The following is a 20,881-nucleotide window of genomic DNA, read 5'->3' on the forward strand; positions in this document are numbered from 1 at the left end:
TTCCGATTTAAGGAATTATGCAGTAGCGATGCCTCTTCCACCTTGCCGGCAAGTTTGTCTGGCATCGGAAGCCCAGTGCGGCCCGGAAAAATTCTTCGGACTATAGTTTGCTGAAGTCGATGCTCAGTCCCGCCCAGGCATGCTCGAACTTTGATCTCGCGATCAACCAGGGAGGCATGGCTCTAGAGGCCGTCAAACGTGCCAGCAGGCGGCCCTCGGCATTCTCGACTGCGACGATGACGCCCCGGTATTCATCCTCTTCGGCGATCTCGTCCGCAACCTGGCGTCCGTGTTCGACCGCCTGGCTATCGTCGGCAAGCAGCGTGCCGACTTTGTCGCGGCTGGTATCGTCTGCCAGGTGGATGTGAAAAAGATAGCGTTGCATGATCTCTCTCAAACCATACGGCGATTGACGACAAACACTCGCGCCGCTTCGGGTATGGTTGTATTAACACGTCGCAGCTCCCTTGGCGCGTGACTGATGCGTGACAGGCAGCAGCGCGCAATCCGGTCTCTTGCCGGCGGGCAATTGCGCTGGGTCGGTTGCCGGTGGTGCTCAGGATCAATCGGCTCGCTGCCGAATGCAGAAACGCCTTGCCACGGGCTTGGCAAGGCGCTTCTGGAAGGCTGAGGCTTCGATTTCGATCAGCGTGAAATCTGGTTGAGGAACACCAGTTGCAGAGGGCGGGCAAGCAGCCCGTCACGCAATGCGTCCCGTTTGCCTAGAAGCCGGCGAGCACGATCTTGCCCTTGGCCTTGCCGGACTCGATCAGTGCGTGCGCGCGCCTGAGATTGGCCGCATTGATCGTTCCGAAATTCTCGTTGAGCGTGGACTGGATCCTGCCGGCATCGACCAACTCCGACACGCTGTTCAACAGCGCGTTCTGTTTCTCGATGTCTGCGGTTGCAAACAGCGAGCGCGTGAACATCAGCTCCCAATGCAGCGAGATGCTTTTTCGCTTGAGCGGAAGCGCATCAAGCTGCTTCGGGTCATCGATCAGCCCGAAGCGTCCCTGGGGTGCGATCAGTTCGACGATCTGGTCGAGATGGTCGTCCGTGTTGGTTGTCGAGAACACGAAACCGGGCTGACCTGTCCCGAGGGCTTCGATCTGCGCTGCAAGCGGCTGCCGATGGTCGACGACGTGGTGGGCGCCGAGCGACTTCACCCATTCGACCGTTTCAGGGCGCGACGCGGTGGCGATGACGGTGAGATCGGTGAGCGCCCGCGCGATCTGGATGGCGATCGAGCCGACGCCGCCGGCGCCGCCGATGATGACGATCGCATTGGCAGCACCTGCGACCGGACGGGTGACTTCGAGGCGGTCGAACAGCATTTCCCAAGCGGTGATCGATGTCAGCGGCAGGGCGGCAGCGGCGGCAAAGTCCACCGATCTGGGCTTTCTGCCGACGATACGTTCGTCGACCAGATGAAATTCGGCATTGGTGCCGGAGCGGTTGATGGCGCCGGCATAGAAGACCTCGTCGCCTGGCTTGAAGAAGGACGCGTCCGGTCCGACGGCGCTGACGACGCCGGCGGCATCCCAGCCGAGCACCTTCCACTGCCCGGCTTCGGGCTTTGCACCGCGACGGATCTTCGTGTCGACCGGATTGACCGAGACCGCTTTGACTTCGACGAGGATGTCCCGGCCGTTGGGCTCCGGGCGCGGCAGGTCGATATCGACCAGCGACGTTTCGGCTTCGATCGGCTGGGGGACTTGGTAGGCTACGGCTCGCATTGATAGCTCCATCGGTTGAACACAACCAAGATGCGCACTATGCTGCTATATCGCAAGAACGCACATATAAAGCCCATAGTGTCGAAAAGGATACCATTGGATGGGACGTACGCGCCACGATCGTTTCGACTGCAGCCCGGGATGTGCCGTCGAGGCGACACTCAGCCTGATCGACGGCAAGTGGAAGGGCGTCGTTCTCTACCACTTGATGGCCGGCACCATGCGCTTCAATGAAATCCGCCGGAAGCTGCCGAACGTTACCCAGCGCATGCTGACGAACCAGTTGCGCGAGCTCGAGGCCGACGGCCTGATCACGCGCACGGTTTTTGCCCAGGTCCCGCCCCGGGTCGATTATGATCTCTCGGAACGCGGCCGTACGCTGGAGCCGGTCATCCTTGCTCTCAAGACCTGGGGTGATGCCAACATGCCGTCGACGGAGAGCGCTGCAGCCTAAAGACTGCGTCACGGCCCCCGCACGACGCTACTTCCTCATGCGCCGATCAGCGTCCACGCCATGCCGACCAAGGCTGACGCGAGCAGCGTTGCAATCACCGAGGTCTTGAAGCGGAAGATCGCCAGCGCCGCCGCAAGCGTCAGCAACAGTGACGGCAATACCAGCGAACTCAAGACCGGCACATCGAGCGTAAGGCCGCCGATGCTCCACGGGACGACCTGCGCAAACAGCGTATGAAGGCCGAACCAGACCGCAAGGTTGAGGATGACGCCGACGACGGCGGCAGTGATGGCCGACATCGCGCCGGTCAGGGCGATATTGCCCCTCAGTTTCTCGATGAACGGCGCGCCGAGGAAGATCCAGAGAAAACAGGGCACGAAGGTCACCCACGTCGTCAACAGCGCGCCCAGCATTGCAGCCGTCATCGGGGCAAGCGTTCCGGGATCGCGATAAGCGCCCATGAAGCCGACAAACTGGACGACCATGATCAGCGGGCCGGGGGTCGTTTCCGCCATGCCGAGACCGTCGAGCATTTCGCCCGGTTTGAGCCAGCCGTAATGTTGCACGGCTTCCTGCGCGACATAGGCGAGCACGGCATAGGCACCCCCGAAGGTGACGACCGCCATCTTGCTGAAGAACGATCCGATCTCGGTGAACACGTCGTTCGGCCCGAGGAGCGTAAACAGAAGCGCCAGCGGCACGAGCCACAGGGCGAGAAACACCGCGGACACCCTGAGCGACCAGGAGAGATTGGGGCGGGCATGCGCCGGCGTCTGTTCGCCGAGCGCCGAATCCTCGTCCTTGAGCACCGGTCCGGTTGCCTTGCCATGGCCGCCGCCGATCCGAAAGAGCGGCGAGCCCAGGCGTCCGCCGATGTAGCCGACGATCCCGGCCGTCAGGATGATCAGCGGAAAGGGCACGCGGAAGAAGAAGATTGCGACAAAGGCTGCGGCCGCGATGCCGATCATCAGCCTGTTTTTCAGCGCCCGGCTGCCAATGCGGAATACCGCCTGGACGACGACCGCAAGCACGGCCGCCTTCAACCCGAAGAATAGCCCCTCGATCAGGCTGACATTGCCAAAGGCGGCGTAGACGTAGCTCAACCCCAGGATGGCGAGGAAACCCGGAAGCACGAACAAAATGCCGGCGACGAGGCCGCCGGCAGTGCGATGCAGCAGCCAGCCGATGTAGATTGCGAGCTGCTGTGCCTCGGGACCGGGCAACAACATGCAGTAATTGAGCGCGTGCAGGAAACGGTGTTCGCCGATCCAGCGTTTCTCGTCGACGAGGATGCGATGCATCACCGCGATCTGGCCCGCGGGGCCGCCGAAGCTCAAGGCAGCGATCCGCACCCAGACCCAGACGGCTTCCGTAAACGAGATGCCGTGGCCATGGGGCGCCGACGCCGTGCCGGCGTCGGCCGTGTGAACAACATCGGTCATTTCATGCGCCCTTCTTCGGCGAGGGCCAGTTGTGCGTTTCGCTGGTGGCATCGCGGCACCAGCGGTAAAAGGCGTCATAGAGCAGCATACCTGCCTCCAGTTGCTCATGATCGTCTGCATACATGCGCGAGAGCCCGAGCGAAACCGCAAGCAGGCCGGAAGCCTCGGGGGCAAGGTCGAGGCGCGCTGTGTCTGCGCCTCGTACGATGGTTGCCAGCCGCAGCATCGGTTCCGTTTCCAGCCCGAACGCCTCCACCATCACGTCGAAGGTGCAGCGCTCGCCCCGATGGCTCCAACGGATCGGGGCGTCGATGTCAAAAGGCGTGGCGTCGAAGCGCTCCGCCACCGCTTCGACTTCGGCCGGTGCGACAAACAGGAAAACGGCATTTGGATCGACGAAGCGCCGAATGAGCCAAGGACAGGCAATACGGTCGATTTTCGGGCGAGCGCGCGTGACCCAGAGCGTGTGTCCGCTCGTCTGGCGGTTTGGCACCGTGGACGCGGGCACAGCCGGATAACCGGCTTCCGCCCATGCCTCAAATCCGCCTTCCAGGACGTCGGCCGGAATTCCGGCGTGTCGAAGCCAGGCGGCGACGCCATGGCTCAGCTTCTTGCCGCGCTGGCAGATGATGACTGCGGACCGCCCAGCGAAGTCTTTGCCCCAGTCCTGCACGAAACGGTAGTCACCCTGCAGTGATCCGGGGATCAGGCGCGGATCGGCATCGAAATCCTCGTCGATCCTGACATCGATAAGCGCAGGGCATTTGGGAGTGCCGATAAGGCGGGCAAGCTTTTCCGGTGAAATTTCCAGAAGTGACGGCATAACGCGTCCTCCGTCTGAGCGGTTGCATGGACGCGATGCTTCGGCTGTCGCCTCGTGGGGTGATCGCGACCCCATGCCCGATTTTGTCCCTGTTTCGCGAGGTCTGTCAAGCCGTTGGACGGTGTCTATCGGATCGAAGGCCGCCGTTTCATCGGCGGCCCCGTGCATGCAATGCTTTATCTCAGCGTGTTGGTGAATGACCCTAGGGGACGCTTTGCTCGACTGCGGCCGGGCGCGCCTCTTCGCTGTTCTCGGTATCTCCTGTTGTCGCTGGCGCGTGCACTCCGCCCGCAGATGAAAGGCCGGCAAGCTTATGGCCACGTTCGCGCAACCATTGAAACACGACATAGAGGGCAGGGATGATGAAGATCCCGATCAGCGAGGCTGCAAGCATGCCGCCCGCGACCCCCGTACCGACGGCGCGCCGGCTCAGCATGCCGGCCCCTTGCGCTGTCACCAGGGGGACGAGGCCGACGATGAAGGCGAAGCTCGTCATCATCACCGCGCGGAAGCGGGCGCGCGCGCCTTCGACCGCCGCTTCGACGATACCTGCACCCTTCTCACGATGGAACTTGGCGAATTCGACGATCAGGATCGCATTCTTGGACGCGAGCGCGATGAGGACGACGAGGCCGATCTGGGCGTAAATGTCGAACGACAGGCCCGCCACGAGAACCGAGACAAGGGCGCCGGCGACGCCGACCGCCACCGACAGCAATACGGGGACCGGGATCGTCCAACTTTCGTAGAGCGCGACCAGGAACAGATAGGCAAACAGCACCGCCAGCGCGAGAATGGCCGTCGTCTGTCCTGCCGCTTGAAGTTCCTGCAACGCAGTTCCCGTCCACTCGTAGCTATAGCCGGGCGGCAGGGTGGTTGCCGACAGCGCCTCCATCGCGGCAAGCGCCTCGCCGGACGACACGCCGGTCGCGGGTTGGCCATTGAGGGTGATGGAACGGTAATTGTTGTACCGCACGATCGATTGCGGCCCGATCACATACTCGACGCGGGCGACGGAAGCGACAGGCACCATGCCGCCCGACGCGTTGCGCACGTGCAGGCGTGAGATGTCGTCGACCGAGCTGCGGTCGGCTTCGGCCGCCTGCAGATTGACCTTCCAGCTGCGTCCGAAGAGGTTGAAGTCGTTGACGTAGTAGGATCCGAGGGTGCCCTGGAGGGTGGTAAAGAGGTCACTCACCGACACGCCGAGCGCCTGCAGGCGATCTCGATCGAGATCGAGGTAGAGCTGCGGTGCGCTTGCCGAATAGGTGGTGAAAGTGGGGCCGAGCAGCGGGTTCTGATTGGCAGCCACGATCAGGCCGCCGGCGGTTGCCGCCAGATCCGCTGGCGATCGGCCTTGCAGGTCGAGCAGCTGGTATTCGAAGCCCGAACCCGTGCCGAGGCCCATGATCGGCGGCAGGTTGAAGGCGAAGATCTGCGCACCGCGGATGGCTGCACCCTTGGCCATGGTCGTGGCGATCGCCGCATCGACGGAGCTGGCTGTGCTGGTGCGCTCGGCGAACGGCTTCATCGTGACGATGGCAAAGGCGCTGTTCGATTTGGACAGGCCATCGAGGAAGCTGTAACCGGTGACCGTAATGACATTGGCAACGCCGTCGATCCCGCCGAGCATCGTTTCAACTTCGCGCACGACCGCGTCCGTCCGGTTGTAGGACGCGCCTTCAGGCAGTCGTACTTCGGTGAAGTAAGCACCCTGGTCTTCGCTCGGCAGGAAGCCGGTCGGCACGATGCGGAAGAGCCAGCCGCTGGCGCCGATCGCGACGGCCAGAAGCAGGATGCCGAGGATCGCCCGCCGGGCGATATGCCCGGCGACATGCACATAGCCATCGCGCCCGTTGTCGATCCGCCGCGAGATCCAGCCGAGGATGCCGCGTTTCGGTCCGTGATGCGGTTTCAGCAGGATGGAGCAGAGTGCCGGGCTCAAGGTCAGCGCATTGATCGCGGAGATCACCATCGACACGGATACGGCCACGGCGAATTGCTGGAACAGTTGGCCGCTCAATCCCGGAATGAACGCGACGGGAACGAACACCGACAGCAGGACCAGCGTGATGGCGACGATCGCCCCGGTGATCTCGCCCATGGCAAGCCGCGCCGCCTCTGGCGCCTGCATGCCGGGGTTTTCCTCCATCACCCGTTCGATGTTCTCGACCACGACGATCGCATCGTCGACGACGATGCCGATCGCCAGAACCATCGCCAGCAGCGATATCGTGTTCAGCGAAAAACCCATGGCGAGGATGATCGCGAAGGTGCCGATCAGCGCGACGGGCACGGCGATCAGAGGGATCAAAGTTGCCCTGACATTGCCGAGGAACAGGAAGACGACGATGATGACGAGCACAAAGGCTTCGAGCAGCGTGTGCTCGACATTCTCGACGCTCGCCTCGACGAACTGGGTCGTGTCGTAGGAGACGGAGTAGGTCAGGCCCTCGGGAAACGACCGGGAAAGCCGTTCCAGCGCCTGATTGACGCCCTCGGCGGCGGCAAGCGCATTGGCCCCCGGCGCCTGATAGGTGCCGATCATCGCAACCGGCTTGCCGTTGAAGCGGGCGCTGGAGTCGGAGCTCGACGCGCCCAGCTCGACCTTCGCGATGTCGCGAATGCGCACGAAGGAGCCGTCCGGCTCGGCCCTCAAGACCACATTCTCGAACTGCGAGGGATCGGTGAGGCGTCCCTGGGTCTGGAGATTGAGCTGGAACAGCGGGTCGTCTGTCATCGGCTGCGCGCCGATCCGGCCGATGGCCGCCTGGACGTTCTGCGCCTTGAGCGCGTTGATCACATCGGTCGGCGTCAGGCCGAGATTGGTCAGGCGGTCGATGTCGAGCACGACGCGCATGGCGTAGTCTTGTGCGCCGAACAGCGAGGCGTCGCCGACGCCCGGCACGCGCTTGACCGTGTCCAGCAGGTTGATCGTCGCGTAGTTCGAAAGAAACAGCGAATCGAAACTGGCGTCTTCCTTGCCGTAGATGGTGATCACCTGCATCAGGGCCGACGATTTCTTGCGCACGCTGACGCCGGTCTGCTTCACCTCGGACGGTAGGCCGGCCTCGGCAAGCGACACGCGGTTCTGCACATTCACGGTGGCGATATCGGGGTCGGTGCCGACAGCGAACGTGACGGTCAGCGTATAGGAGCCGTCGGCGCCGCTCGTCGACTTCATGTAGAGCATGTCGTCGACGCCGACGATCTTGCTTTCGATCGGTTGGGCGACGGTCGTTTCGACCACCTCGGCGCCGGCGCCGGGGTAGCTTGCGGTGACGCTCACCTGTGGCGGCACGATGTCGGGGAACTGCGCGATCGGCAGCCGGGTGAGCGCGATCAGGCCGGCCAGCGTGAGAACGATCGAGATGACTGCGGCAAAGCGCGGGCGATCGATGAAGATTTCGGAGATCATGCTCAGCCACCCGTCGCCGGTGCTGCGTCCACGGTGATGCCGGGCCTGACCTTGCCGACACCTTCGGTGATGACGTTTTCGCCCTCCTTAAGCCCCTCGGTAACCACCGAGAGGCCGCGAGCGGAGCGGGCAACGTCGATGCGGCGCAGCTCGACCTTCGAGGCGGCATCGACCACCATAACGAAGGCACCCTGCTGGTCGCGCTGGACCGCCTGCTGCGGTACAGCCAGAACGTCCTGCTTTTCGGATTGTTCGAGGATGACGCGCACGAGCGTGCCGTCGAGCAGCAGCGCGTTCGGGTTGTCGAACTGCGCGCGCACCGTCACGGTGTCGGTTCCCTGCGCGACGTTGCTGGCGATGAAATCGATGGTGCCTTTCAGGGGGTACTCCGTGCCGTTGGGCAAGGTCAGCCCGACATTGGCGCCGCCGGGCGTCATCCCCTTCTGCACGCGCTCCCGATAGGTCAGAAGCAGCGAGGTGGAGACCGGAAATTCGACATAGATCGGATCGAGCCTCGTCAAGGTAACGAGCGGGCCGGTGTCCGGGCCGACCAGCGCGCCGACATCTGCCGTGGTCAGGCCGAGCACGCCGTCGAAAGGTGCGGTAATTTTCGTGTAGGAGAGGTTGAGGTCGGCGCTCTGCTTGCTACCCTTGAGCCGTACGAGCTCAGCCTCCGCCTTCTTGACTTCGGCGTTTGCGGTATCGACCTTGGCTTGCGAGATCGTGTTGGTTGCGATCAGCTGCTTGGCGCGGTCTCTTTCGAGCACTGCGAGGTCCCGTTGCGCCTCGGCCGCCTGGATCGAACCTTCTATTTCCTGTACGGCCGCCCGATAGGCGCCATCCTCGACCTGATAGAGCACGGTCCCGGACGTTACCTTCTGACCTTCCCTGAAATTGACCGCCTCCAGGAAGCCGGCGACGCGTGCACGGATATCGACTTTCTGGGTTGCGACGACCCGACCCGTCAGGTCGACGCTCTCGCGCAGGTCCACGACCCTGGCAGGCGCCACGACCACCGCCGGTACCTGCTGTGCGTAAGCAGCCGAGACGCTGAGCGCGACGGCAAGAAGGAAGGAAAAGGCAGAGAAGGCGACTTTCGGCACGGTCATGCAACATCCTTTCAGCAGCAAGGCCAGGTTCAGTCCGGCGTCGTCTGCTCAACCGCACATTAGTCACGAACTCTCTGTCTTTAAAGACCAAATCTCTGTTCTGTCTTGCGAAACCGTCAAGCGGCCTCTGCAGGCGAGTATGCCATGACCGGCTGTCCTCAGTGCGCGTGGATCGAACATGCCCGCATGATCTCAGGTTGGTACGGGTGGCGCCTGCAAGCTAGCGCGCCTCTGCGGCCAAATGGCCGACCAGGGTCGCCCTTGTTTCCCCGCTCCACCGCGTCACCAGGAAATCGACGAATGCCTTGGCCGCGGGACCGATGTGGCGCGAAGGGAAAACACAATAGACGCCCGTTTCTCGCCCGGTCCACTGCGGCAGGATCTGGACGAGTTTGCCCAGGCGCATGGACTCGGCCATCGTCACGGCGGAGTGAAACGCTATGCCCTGACCGTCGATCGCCAGTTGATGGACGGCGTCCCCGTTGTCCGCGCGCATCCTGCCCTGGGGACGGAACGTGTGCTCGCCTTCCGGTCCAAACAACCGCCAAAGCTCGCCGTCATGGTTGGCCGTCGATACGACGCACTCATGTTGTTTAAGCGCCTCGATACCGGCCGGCACACCACGCTTCTCCAGATAACGTGGCGCCGCCACCAGGATTCTTCGGTTGCTCAGGAGCTTGCGCGCAATCAACGTCGAGTCCGGGAGGGTTCCGATGCGGATCGCCACCGCCACACCCTCGGCGACGATATCGACATATCGATCCGTCATCAGCAGGTCGAGTTGAAGGCGAGGATATGCGGCCAGGAAGGCGGCCAGATGCGGCACGACGTGATCGCGGCCGAACGACACCGATACGCTGAGCTTGAGGGTGCCGCTCGGCAGGTCCTGTTCATCGCGCGCCCGCCGGTGTGCTTGACGCAATTGCTCCAGCGCCGCCGCGCTATCGCTGAAGTAGCGTTGTCCCGCATCCGTCAGTGACATTGCCCTCGTCGTCCGGTTGATCAACAGGACACCAACCTGTCTTTCCAGTGTCTTGACCAGCCGGCTCACGGACGAGGGTGTCATTTGGAGTTCCTGCGCCGCCTTGGCGAAGCTGTGGTGTTTGACCACGGCAACGAAGGCCTGCACCAGGTGAAGAGCGGGCTCCTCCATTGTGTCTCTCCAGGAATGATTTCTGGAAATTTTTAGCTATTATCTTCAGCGATCGCAATTGCGAGAGATAGGCTTTCCAATGGAGGCCATCTTGTCCAGCAACAGCAAAGCCGAAGTTTTCAATGCTCTTCATCGTCAGCCGGAACCGTTGCGGTTGCCAAACGCCTGGGATGCCGGCAGCGCCCTACTGATCGAGCGGCTCGGCGCGCGCGCGATTGCAACGACGAGCGCCGGTGTCGCATGGTCGCTCGGCTACCGCGATGGTGATGCTCTTCCGCTAGTTCGCCATCTCGCAACGATCGCTGCGATCGCCCGGGTCGTCACGGTGCCGTTGAGCGTCGATATCGAAGGCGGTTACATCGAAGAATGCGACAGCATTGCCGAAACGGCGGCGCGGTTTGTCGAGGCCGGCGCGGTCGGGTTCAATATTCAGGATGGCGCCGCCTCGCCGCACGTCCTCTGCCGGAAGATCGAGCAGATCCGGCAAACCGCGGAGCGGCTCGGTGTCGGGCTCTATGTCAACGCGCGCACTGACGTTTATGCGCGGAACCTTGTCCCTGAAAACTTACGCGTGAACGAGGTCCTGACACGCGCAAGACAATATCAGGAGGCAGGAGCCAACGGCTTGTTCGTGCTCGGCGTGACCAACCGAGACGACATTGCGCAGATTGCAGCAGGCACCGAGCTGTTGCTGAATGTCATAGCCTGGCCCGGCCTGCCGCCAGCGAGCGACCTCGCCACGCTCGGCGTCCGTCGGGTTAGCGTCGGCTCATGGATCTCTCAAACGCTTTGGGAGCATGCATCGGCATTGGCAGCCAACTTCCTCGCCGATGGTCGATCCGAACCGCTCTTTGAATTCGCCGCGCCCTATTCCGAGGTCAATGCCTGCTTTTGATCGTGGCTGTCCGACAGGCGTGCCGCTGATGCTCACGCGCGGGGCATGCCGGCCGGTTCCAGAGACTTGCGAAGCGCGGCGATCCGGAAGATCGCGTTCGCCGCGCCATAGCCGCGATATCCGCGGCGCTCGACGATCTCGAAAAAGAATCCACCAGAGAAGGTCGGACTGTAGAGCTGAAAATACTCGCCGTGTTCGTCCTTGTCGTAAAGGATGTTGTGCGCCTTCAGCCGTTCGGTGAAATGCGGATCGAGGCCGAAGCGAGCTTCCAGATCGTCGTAATAATTGGGTGAGATCGCCAGCGAGACAAAGCCGCCCGCCGCAAGTGCGTCTGCAGTCCTGAAGATGTCGTCCGTCTTGAAGGCCAGATGCTGGATGCCGGAGCCGAAGGTCTCGGCGATGAAGCGTCCGGCAAGCGTGTTGCGGTTCTCGGCGCCGTTCATCGTGATGCGCAGCGATCCGGCGGTGTTTTCCACCACCTGGCTGCGCACGATGCCGGAGGGGTCGATGATGTCGACCAGAGGGGTCTTATGGGCCTCCAGCAGTGAGGTGTAGAACAGCAGCCAGGTCAGGAGTTCGTCGTATTGCATCGTCTGGGCGATGTGGTCGATCGATGACAGTCCTGTGGACGTCGCCGGGTCGTCCACAGGGTCGAACTCGACATCCCATATGGTCCCGAGGTCGCTGTTGCGATCGAGGAAATAGACGATGCCGCCGCCGACGCCGTGCACCGCGGGCATTTCGATTTCGCCGTCGTCCACCGGCTGGGCGAACAACTCGGCCCCGAGCGCCAGCGCCCGCCGGCGCGCGGCCCTGGCATCGTCGACCAGCAGGCCCATCGCATAGGCGGAAGTGCCGTGCACCAGATAGGACGAGTTGGCAAAGCCTCGGCTTTCCGTGTTGACCACCAACCTGATGTCACCCTGTTGGAAGACGACGACGCTTTTCGTCTTGTGGCGCGCGGCCCTGCGGAAGCCGAGCGTCTGGATCAGCGCCTCGAGTTGAGGTGCCTCGCTTTCGTCGATGGTGAATTCGATGAAGGCAATGCCTTCGACGGCGGCCCGAGCGGGCATTTCGGGAACGGGCAGGGCAATGTCCGGCTCGGCCCGCCGCACCTGGTCGCCCAGATAGAGCAGCGAGCGCTGGCCGTCGATGGAGATCGCTGTCGCTGAGCCGCCGCGAAACTGGTCGTTGAAGATTTCGAGCGACAGATAGTCGTCATAGCCGGTCGCTGCCACGGCCTTCATGAACTCAAGGACGGGCAGGTCGCCTTCGCCAGGCATGTTGCGGAAATGCCGACTCCAATAGAGCAGATCCATGTCGATCAGCGGCGCGTCCGCCAGTTGGATGATGAAGATCTTCTCCTTCGGTATGGAGCGGATGGAGTTGACGTCGATCTTGCGCGCGAGCGTGTGAAAGCTATCGAGAATGAGGCCGACATTGGGATGGTCGGCCCGGCGCACCACCTCCCAGGCGTCGCGGTGATCGTTGATGTGACGTCCCCAGGCGAGCGCTTCGTATCCGACGCGCAAGGCCCGTCTGGCCGCCCGTTCGCCAAGCTCGCGAAAATCAGCGGCTGCCCGGTCGAGACCGCCGATTGCGGCGGGAGAGACGTTCGAACACACGAGCACCAGGTCGGTTCCCATCTCCTGCATCAGGTCGAACTTGCGCTCCGCCCGATCGAACGTCCGGCTTCTGAGTGGTTCGGGCATGCCCTCGAAATCGCGAAACGGCTGGAAGAGAGAAATCTCCAGACCGTAGTCGCGCACCATCTGCCCGACCTGGCGCGGGCTTTCGTCGAAAACGAGAAAATCGTTCTCAAAGATTTCCACGCCATCAAAGCCGGCCTTTGCTATGGCCTCCAGCTTGCTGCGCAGGTCGCCGCTCAAGGAGACGGTCGCGATCGAGGTCTTCATCCGGGTTTCCTCCGTTGTCAGGCGGTCAGGGCCTTGAAGTGGCGGAGCATGCGCGCCGCGTCCGGCTCTCGACCGGTAAACAGGCGAAATGCGCCGACGGCCTGAAACACCGCCATGCCGCCGCCGTCGAGCGTGTTGCAGCCGCGCCGTCTGGCTTCGGCCAGCAGTTCGGTTTCCAACGGGAAATAGACGACTTCGGCCACCCAGTGGCGTGGTTCGAGCAACGCTGCAGGAAGCGGCATTCCGGGATATTTAGCCATGCCGGTCGGCGTTGCGTGGATGAGGCCGTCTGCCGTTCGCATCGCCGATGCAAGGTCGGTGCCGGCAGCAATGTTCGCCTGCGGAAACAGCGCCGACATGCTGGACGCCAGTATCTCAGAGCGCTCCACTTCCCGGTCGAAAACCGTGAGCGATGCCAGTCCTAAGGAAAGGGCCGCATAGGCCGTGGCAACGCCGGCGCCGCCGGCGCCGAGCTGCACCGCGTTCGACAGCGCCACATCGGGCAGGCCGCGGCGAAAACTTTCGGCAAATCCCCACCAGTCGGTGTTGTGGCCGATGCGGCGACCAGCCTTAAGCACCACCGTGTTCACGGCGCCGAGATCTCGGGCTTCGTCCGACAGTTCGTCGAGGAACGGGATGACCAGTTGCTTGCATGGATGCGTGATGTTCAACCCGCAAAGGCCCCGTAATTCAGCCTCCCGCAGCAACCGCGGCAGGTCGTCGGGGCTGGCGCCGCGCTGGCTCAGGTCGATCAACTCGTAGTCATAGGTCAGGCCCTGTGCCGCACCTTCGCGCATGTGCATGGCCGGTGTGAGCGAGGCTTGAATGCCGGCGCCGATCAATCCGGCTTTCAGCGGTTTGAGAAGGGTCTCGGTCATCTCGACGGCTTTCATCAATCGGGTGGTTGCCGACCCGCTTGAGCGCGGGCCGGCGGCAGGCTTACTGGCCGCGAAGCGTCCGAAGCTCTTTGAACAGCGCTGCGACGGTATCGGCACCGATTTCGGCGCTGAACTTCTCGATCATCGGCTTGACGGCGTCGCGCAGCTTCTGGGTTTCCTCGGGCGACAGTTCGTTGACTTCCATGCCGGTTGCCTTGATGTCGGCGATCGCCTTGGCGTCGAACTCGCGCGAGGCCTGGCGCTGATAGTCGCGGGCCTCGGTGGCAGATGCCTGCAGCACCGCCTTCTCTTCGTCGTTGAGGCCGTCCCAGAATTTCTTGCTGATGAGCACGATCTGCGGATTGTACTGGTGACGGGTCACCGTCATGTACTTCTGCACTTCATAGAATTTGGCGTTGAGAATGTTGGCGGCCGGGTTTTCCTGGCCGTCGACCGTGCCGGTTTCAAGCGCGGTATAAAGTTCGGTGTAGGGCAGCGGCACGGCATTGGCGCCGAGATTGTTGAAAAGCTCGATCGGGATCGGCGACTGGATCGTGCGGATCTTCAGGCCCTTGATGTCCTCGAGCTTGGTGACCGGGTGGCGATTGTTGGTGAGATTGCGGAAACCCAGCTCCCAATAGCCGAGCCCAACGAGCCCGGTGTCGGGCAACAGGTTGGCAAGGCTGGTGCCGAATGGGCCGTCCATTACCTTGTCGGCCTCTTCGCCGTTGTTGAAAAGGAAGGGCAGGTCGACGGCGCCGAACTGCTTGACGTTGCTTGCCAGGATTCCGGCGTTCAAGACCGTCATTTCGATCACGCCGCCCTGCAGCGCCGATACGGTCTGCACGTCGCCACCGAGTACGCCGCCCGGAAACAGCTTGACCTCGATCTTCCCGCCGCTCTTTTCCTTCACCAGTTCGGCGAACTTCTCCATGCCCATCACCTGCGGATGGCCCTTGTTGTTGGCGGCGGCGAACTTGAGCTGCTGTTCGCGGATCTCGGCGAGCGCCGGGCTGGCCGCCATCAGCGCCACCGGCACGGCAAGTCCGAGCGCCATTTTCATCAGTTTGTTGAACATGTTTTCCTCCCAGATTTGGCCGGGTTCTCCCTCCGGCCGGTTGAACGTTGCAGATGTTGCCGGCGCCTATCGCCCGAACCAGGAGACCGGCACGGTCACCAGCTGCGGGAACAGCACGAGCAGGAACAGGACGATCAGTTCGGCAATCAGGAACGGCATGACGCCCTTCATGAGGTCTTCCATCGTCAGCTTCGAAACGCCGCAGATGACGTTGAGCACCGTGCCGACCGGCGGCGTGATCAGGCCGATCGAGTTGTTGATGATGAACAGAACGCCGAAATAGACCGGGTCGATGCCCGCCTGCTTGATGATCGGCATCAGCACAGGCGTCATGATCAGAATGGTCGGCGTCATATCCATGGCGGTGCCGACCACGACGACGAGGGCCATGATCGCCAGCAGCAACAGCGTCTGGTTGTCCATCAGCGGCTCGACGAGGGCGGCGAGGTCGCCGGGCACATCGGCCACCGTGATCAGCCAGGCCGACACGGCCGCACAGGCGACAAGGAACATCACGATGGACGTTATCTTCGCCGCGGCCACGAAGACGTGGAACAGCTTGGCCGGCGGCAGCTCGCGATAGATCACCATCGACACGAACAGCGAGTAGACGGCTGCAACGACGCCGGCTTCCGTCGGCGTGAACACGCCGAACTTCAAGCCGACGATGATGATAACAGGCAGGAAGAGCGCCCAAAGGCTGTCGATGAAGGTCTTCATCCTGACGGCACCGCTCTGGCGCGGCGGCAGCTGGTGTTGTTCCTTCCGCGACACGATCATCCAGGTCACGCAGAGGGCAGCGGCAATCATCAGGCCGGGGAAAATGCCGGCAAGAAAAAGCTTGGTGATCGAGACGCCACCGACGACACCGTAAAGGATGAAGCCGATCGACGGCGGAATGATCGGACCGATGATCGAGGCGGAGGCGAGCAGCCCGCCTGCGCGGGCCGGGTCGTGGCCGGATTTCAGCATCATCGGCAGCAGAAGGGCACCGAGCGCCGCCGCATCGGCAACGGCCGAGCCGGAAAGGCTCGCCATGATGCAGGCGGCGAAGATGGCGACGAAACCGAGCCCGCCGCGGATATGGCCGACCATCGCCATGGCGAGATCGACGATGCGCCGCGACAGGCCGCCAGTGTTCATCACTTCGCCGGCGAGCATGAAGAAGGGGACAGCCATCAGCGGGAAGCTGTCGGCGCCGTTCAGCACGTTCTGGGCGACGATCTGGGCGTCGTAGAGGCCGAGATACATCATCAGTGCGACGCCGCTGATGATCAGGGCGAAGGCGATCGGCACGCCAAGGGCCATCGGACCAAGCAGGGCGCCGAGGAAAATCGTAACGGTCATCGTCGTCTCCTCAGGGCTTTGCGATTGGGTGGGCGAGCGAAGGCGCCGGGTGGTCATCAAGGACGGCTTGATCCTCGCTGTCGCGCACGAATTCGGCCGTCGCCACATCGATGCGGCCGGTCAGCACGCAAAACGCGTCCCAGAGGATGATCAGGAAGGCGGGAATGCCGAAGGCGAGGCCGGCGCCGTAGAAGAACCCCATGGAAATGCCGGTCGCCGGCGCTGCCACATGCAAATTGATCAGCGTCTGCGTCCAGCTGCCACTGATCATCAGCCATGTTGCGCCCAGCATCAGCGCCTGTCCGCAGAGAATGGCGACCTTCGCGCCGAGCGGCGGCAAGCGGCGCAGCAGCGAGTCGACGCCGAGATGGGAGTGTTCCCGCATCGCGATGACGGCACCGAGGAAGGTCAGCCAGATGAAGAAGATGCGCGACAGCTCTTCGGAATAGGTGATGCCGGCATTGAAGGCATAGCGCAGCACGACATTGCCGAAGACGAGCAGGACCATGCCCGCAAGCAGAAGCGCGATGGCAACCTTCAGCATCAGGAAGCAGAATTCGATTATCCGGACCATTTCGCTCCTCCCAGGCGATCAACCGCGTCTTGCGGCCTGTGATGTCCGTCATCGATCAGGACACCCAATTGCGCAAGGCTGGCATGCCGACCTCTCCTCCAAGCGACCGGGATGCCGTTTCAAAATGTACTAACTAGTTCGAATGTCAAGCGGCATCTCTTGAAAGAAGTGGGCAACCTCAATAAGACTTTGGACAGCATGCGGAGTGGAGCCGCGGCCAAAGCGGGACGGTCGCGGCCGTTTCGCTTTGAGAATCAAGGGTGGAGGAAGCGACGGGGCATGGCGGCGCGAGCAGAGAACGGACGCAAGAACGATCCACAGCGCACGAAGGAGGACATCCTCATCGTCGCGACGGACGAGTTCGCGACCCATGGTCTCGCCGGCGCCCGCGTCGACGCGATCGCCGAAAAGACCCGAACCTCCAAGCGGATGATCTACTATTATTTCGAGAGCAAGGAGGGGCTCTATCTCTCGGTGCTCGAACGGTCCTACCGCAAGATCCGCACGCTGGAGGCCGATCTGCAATTGTCGAGCCTTGCGCCCGAGGCTGCGCTGCGCACCCTGATCTCAACCACCTTCGACCACGATCAGGCCAACCCGGAATTCGTGCGCCTGGTCAGCATCGAAAACATCCATCACGCCGCCCACATGATGCGCTCGGAGGCGATCCGCGATCTCAACGTCTCGGTCATCGAAACCATCGCCGGCATTCTGGAACGCGGCGTCGCCGAGGGCGTGTTCCACCGCACGGCCGATCCGATCGACGTGCATATGCTGATCAGCGCGTTCTGCTTCTTCCGCGTCTCCAACCGCTACACCTTCGGCACCATCTTCCGTCGCGACCTTTGCGAGCCGGAGACGATGCAGCGGCACAAGGGGCTGATCGCCGATGCCGTGTTGAGCTACCTCAAGAGCTAAGAACTAGCTCGGCTCATCGCGTTCAGCCGTTGCGCAGATGCTCGGTCGGCAGGGCGGTCGTATATTTGATCTGGCTGAGCGCGAAGCTCGAGCGGATGCTGGAGACGCCGGGGATCGTCGTCAGGAAGTCGACGACGAGCGCTTGGTATTTCATCAGATCCTCGACGACGACGCGCAGCATGTAGTCCGATTCGCCCGTCATCAGGTAACATTCGACGATTTCGGGTTTCGTCTTGATGGCGGCGCTGAAAACATCGAGCGAGGCGCGGTCCTGCTGCTTGAGCGACACGTGCACGAACACGTTGACCGCGAGGCCAAGGGCGAATGCGTCGACGAGTGCGACCGAGCCCTTGATGACGCCGCTCTCCTTGAGTTCGTTGACCCGCCGCCAGCAGGGAGAGGCCGAAAGCCCGGTTGCATCGGCAAGCTCGGCCGTGCTGATCTCGGCGTTCTGCTGCAGAAGATCGAGAATGCGGATGGTCGCGGCGTCAAAGCTCGGCGTTTTCTTCGGCATGAAATTTCCCAAAATGGCGTTTCATAGGTCAGTATTGCCGGTATCGGCAAAATTTCCAACAAAGATAGATCGGATATTTCGCGCGGTCGGGTGTAGCGTTTCCGGGTTCTGGGAGGAGCCGACATGGAAAATCCGATTTTGCCGACCGCCACGCTGAAATGCCTGAAGGATCTGGAGCGGCAGGTTCTCTGGCATGCATGCTGGATGATCCACAACGCCAACCACGTCAGGGAAAAAGGCGAGGTGAAAGTCGGCGGACATCAGGCGTCCTGCGCATCGATCGTTTCGATCATGACGGCGCTGTACTTCCACATCCTTCGGCCGGAGGATCGCGTGGCGGTCAAGCCACATGCGGCACCAGTCTTCCATGCCATCCAGTACCTGATGGGCAACCAGACGCGCGAGAAGCTTGAGAATTTCCGCGGTTTCGGCGGCGCGCAATCCTACCCGAGCCGCACCAAGGATATTGACGACGTGGATTTTTCGACCGGCTCCGTTGGTCTGGGTGTCGGCATCACCGCCTTCGCCTCGATCATTCAGGACTACATCGCGTCGAAGCCTTGGGCACGAAAGCGCAGCGACGGCCGCATGATCGCGCTCGTCGGCGATGCGGAGCTCGACGAGGGCAATATCTATGAGTGCCTGCAGGAGGGTTGGAAGCATGACCTGCGCAATACCTGGTGGGTGATCGACTACAACCGCCAGAGCCTCGACGGTGTCGTTCGCGAAGGCCTGTGGCAACGGATCGAAGCGATCTTCACGGCTTTCGGCTGGGACGTGAAGGTCGTCAAATATGGCGCCTTGCAGGAAGCTGCATTCAAGGAACCCGGCGGCGAAACCCTGCGGGCCTGGATCGATCGCTGCCCCAACCAGCTCTATTCGGCCTTGACCTTCCAGGGCGGCAGTGCCTGGCGCAAGCGGCTGCAGGACGAGATCGGCGACCAGGGCAATGTCAGCAAGCTGCTCGCTTCGCGCAGCGACGACGAGCTGTCCGAGCTGATGAGCAATCTCGGCGGCCATTGCATCCAGACGCTTGCCGAGACCTTTGCAAGCATCGACCATGACCGCCCGACGGTCTTTCTCGCCTATACGATCAAGGGCTGGGGAACGCCGCTGGCCGGCCACAAGGATAACCATGCCGGCCTGATGACGAAGGCACAGATGCAGGATTTCCAGCAGAAGATTGGGGTCAGCGCCGGCGAGGAATGGGAGGAGTTTGCGGCGGTTGCCGACGCCGAGGCAGCGAAGACCTTTCTGAAAAGCGTGCCGTTCTTTGCCAAGGGCACCCGGCGGTTCAAGTCGGAACCGGTAGCATCTGCCGGGCCGGTTCTCCTTGATGATCGCGAGCTTTCCACCCAGGCGGGTTTCGGCAAGATCCTTGATGCCCTGGCACAGCGCGACGACGCGCTTGCCGCGCGCATCGTGACGATGGCGCCAGACGTGACCGTCTCAACGAATCTCGGGCCCTGGGTCAACAGGCGCGGCCTTTTCGCCCGAGAAATGCAGGCCGACACGTTCCGCGACGAGAAGGTTCCCTCGGCGCAGAAATGGGCCTTCGGTCCCGGTGGACAGCATATCGAGCTCGGCATTGCCGAGATGAACCTCTTCCTGCTCTTAGGTGCGGCCGGTCTTTCCCATTCGGTGTTCGGCGAGCGCCTGCTACCGATCGGCACGGTCTACGATCCGTTCGTGGCGCGCGGACTCGATGCCCTGAATTATGCCTGCTACCAGGATGCGCGGTTCATGATTGTCGGCACCCCGTCGGGCGTCACGTTGGCGCCTGAGGGCGGCGCCCACCAGTCGATCGGATCGCAACTGATCGGCATGAGCCAGGACGGGCTTGCCAGCTTCGAGCCCGCCTATCTCGACGAGCTCTCGGTGATCATGGACTGGTCCTTCGACTATATGCAGCGTAACGGCGACGCCGTCCATGACGAACGGACATGGCTGCGCGATACGACGGGCGGTTCCGTCTATCTCCGGTTGACGACCCGTCCGCTGGAACAGATGCAGCGCCGCGAGGATGCGGCCTTCCGCCAGGGGGTGATCGACGGCGCCTATTGGCTGCGCGAGCCGCGACCGAACACTCAGCTGGTGCTGGCCTATCAAGGTTGCGTCGCCCCCGAAGTGCTGATGGCGGCCGGGCGGCTTGCGGAACGTCATCGCGATGTCGCGGTGCTGGCGGTGACGTCGGCCGACCGGCTCAACGCCGGCTGGACCGCGGCCCAGCGTGCCCGCCGTAACGGCCATCACGGTGCGGAAAGCCACATCGAGGCGCTGCTGGCGCCGCTGTCCGATACGTGCGAGATCATTACGGTGACGGATGGTCATCCCGCCGCGCTCGGCTGGTTCGGATCGGTGCATGGCCACCGGACCGTATCGCTCGGCGTCGAGCATTTCGGGCAGACGGGTACGATCGCCGACCTCTACGCGCATTTCGGTATCGATACCGACTCCATCCTCGATGCGGCCGAGTCGATCGCGTTGAGCCGCAGCCGCCGGACGTTCAGGCAGGTGGGATAGGACGCCCAATCTGCCCTTGCGTTGCTCAGCTGCCCAGGAAGACAAGCCACGTTCCAAATCGGCAGATCACATCGCTACGGACCGCAAGGACGCTGTAACGCTT

Annotated in this window: 17 protein-coding genes; 4 read left to right on the plus strand and 13 right to left on the minus strand. The window is 62.4% G+C overall.

Features of this window, described 5'->3' with window-relative positions:
* Positions 1-100: 100 nt before the first annotated feature.
* Both BC363_RS03640 and BC363_RS03645 read right to left on the minus strand, forming a co-directional pair.
* Positions 101-385 carry a hypothetical protein gene (locus tag BC363_RS03640; protein ID WP_065786137.1) on the minus strand — a complete coding sequence of 95 codons (285 nt, stop codon included), beginning with the start codon at positions 383-385 and terminating at the stop codon, positions 101-103.
* 337 nt (positions 386-722) lie between these two features.
* Positions 723-1,736, minus strand: a complete 1,014-nt coding sequence (locus BC363_RS03645; protein ID WP_065786136.1) for a zinc-binding alcohol dehydrogenase family protein — start codon at positions 1,734-1,736, stop codon at positions 723-725.
* 100 nt (positions 1,737-1,836) lie between these two features.
* Between BC363_RS03645 and BC363_RS03650 the strand changes: the two genes are divergently transcribed.
* Positions 1,837-2,190, plus strand: coding sequence for a helix-turn-helix domain-containing protein (locus tag BC363_RS03650; protein ID WP_065786135.1), 354 nt, complete (start codon positions 1,837-1,839; stop codon positions 2,188-2,190).
* Positions 2,191-2,225: 35 nt separating this feature from the next.
* Here the strand turns inward: BC363_RS03650 and chrA are convergent, their stop codons facing one another.
* From chrA to BC363_RS03675, 5 genes are all read right to left on the minus strand, one after another.
* A complete protein-coding gene (chrA, locus tag BC363_RS03655) occupies positions 2,226-3,632 on the minus strand; it encodes a chromate efflux transporter (RefSeq protein WP_065786134.1) in 1,407 nt (468 codons plus the stop codon).
* A gap of 1 nt (position 3,633) precedes the next feature.
* Positions 3,634-4,455 (minus strand): sulfurtransferase/chromate resistance protein, encoded by an 822-nt coding sequence (locus tag BC363_RS03660; RefSeq protein ID WP_065786133.1) that lies wholly within the window; start codon positions 4,453-4,455, stop codon positions 3,634-3,636.
* A 202-nt stretch (positions 4,456-4,657) separates the two neighbouring features.
* Positions 4,658-7,873, minus strand: a complete 3,216-nt coding sequence (locus tag BC363_RS03665) for a multidrug efflux RND transporter permease subunit (protein ID WP_065786132.1) — start codon at positions 7,871-7,873, stop codon at positions 4,658-4,660.
* A gap of 2 nt (positions 7,874-7,875) precedes the next feature.
* Positions 7,876-8,982, minus strand: a complete 1,107-nt coding sequence (locus BC363_RS03670; protein ID WP_065786131.1) for an efflux RND transporter periplasmic adaptor subunit — start codon at positions 8,980-8,982, stop codon at positions 7,876-7,878.
* A gap of 220 nt (positions 8,983-9,202) precedes the next feature.
* Entirely contained in the window at positions 9,203-10,135 is a 933-nt protein-coding gene (locus BC363_RS03675; RefSeq protein WP_065786130.1) for a LysR family transcriptional regulator, read from the minus strand.
* A 91-nt stretch (positions 10,136-10,226) separates the two neighbouring features.
* Here BC363_RS03675 and BC363_RS03680 point away from each other — a divergent pair, with 91 nt between their 5' ends.
* Positions 10,227-11,030 (plus strand): isocitrate lyase/phosphoenolpyruvate mutase family protein, encoded by an 804-nt coding sequence (locus BC363_RS03680; protein ID WP_065786230.1) that lies wholly within the window; start codon positions 10,227-10,229, stop codon positions 11,028-11,030.
* 32 nt (positions 11,031-11,062) lie between these two features.
* Here BC363_RS03680 and BC363_RS03685 read toward each other — a convergent pair whose 3' ends face one another.
* From BC363_RS03685 to BC363_RS03705, 5 genes are all read right to left on the minus strand, one after another.
* On the minus strand, positions 11,063-12,946 hold the full coding sequence (locus BC363_RS03685; protein ID WP_065786129.1) for a sugar phosphate isomerase/epimerase and 4-hydroxyphenylpyruvate domain-containing protein: 1,884 nt from the start codon (positions 12,944-12,946) through the stop codon (positions 11,063-11,065).
* A gap of 17 nt (positions 12,947-12,963) precedes the next feature.
* The gene (locus BC363_RS03690; protein ID WP_065786229.1) at positions 12,964-13,824 is read right to left on the minus strand and encodes a shikimate dehydrogenase; all 861 of its coding nucleotides are present in this window, start codon (positions 13,822-13,824) and stop codon (positions 12,964-12,966) included.
* Positions 13,825-13,885: 61 nt separating this feature from the next.
* Positions 13,886-14,902 (minus strand): TRAP transporter substrate-binding protein, encoded by a 1,017-nt coding sequence (locus BC363_RS03695; protein ID WP_065786128.1) that lies wholly within the window; start codon positions 14,900-14,902, stop codon positions 13,886-13,888.
* A 66-nt stretch (positions 14,903-14,968) separates the two neighbouring features.
* Positions 14,969-16,249: a TRAP transporter large permease subunit gene (locus BC363_RS03700; protein WP_065786127.1), complete on the minus strand. Its 1,281-nt coding sequence runs from the start codon at positions 16,247-16,249 to the stop codon at positions 14,969-14,971.
* A 10-nt stretch (positions 16,250-16,259) separates the two neighbouring features.
* The gene (locus BC363_RS03705) at positions 16,260-16,823 is read right to left on the minus strand and encodes a TRAP transporter small permease (RefSeq protein WP_065786126.1); all 564 of its coding nucleotides are present in this window, start codon (positions 16,821-16,823) and stop codon (positions 16,260-16,262) included.
* Positions 16,824-17,102: 279 nt separating this feature from the next.
* Here BC363_RS03705 and BC363_RS03710 point away from each other — a divergent pair, with 279 nt between their 5' ends.
* Positions 17,103-17,741, plus strand: coding sequence for a TetR/AcrR family transcriptional regulator (locus BC363_RS03710; protein WP_065786125.1), 639 nt, complete (start codon positions 17,103-17,105; stop codon positions 17,739-17,741).
* A 22-nt stretch (positions 17,742-17,763) separates the two neighbouring features.
* On the opposite strand, the gene BC363_RS03715 is transcribed toward BC363_RS03710, so the two are convergent.
* Positions 17,764-18,255, minus strand: coding sequence for an Lrp/AsnC family transcriptional regulator (locus BC363_RS03715; protein ID WP_065786124.1), 492 nt, complete (start codon positions 18,253-18,255; stop codon positions 17,764-17,766).
* A 123-nt stretch (positions 18,256-18,378) separates the two neighbouring features.
* Between BC363_RS03715 and BC363_RS03720 the strand changes: the two genes are divergently transcribed.
* Complete coding sequence (locus BC363_RS03720; protein WP_065786123.1) at positions 18,379-20,778, plus strand: transketolase; 2,400 nt, start codon at positions 18,379-18,381, stop codon at positions 20,776-20,778.
* Positions 20,779-20,881 lie beyond the last annotated feature (103 nt).

Origin of the sequence: Ensifer sp. LC384 (assembly GCF_001695865.1) — a bacterium.
In the GTDB taxonomy this organism is placed as follows: Bacteria; Pseudomonadota; Alphaproteobacteria; order Rhizobiales; family Rhizobiaceae; genus Ensifer.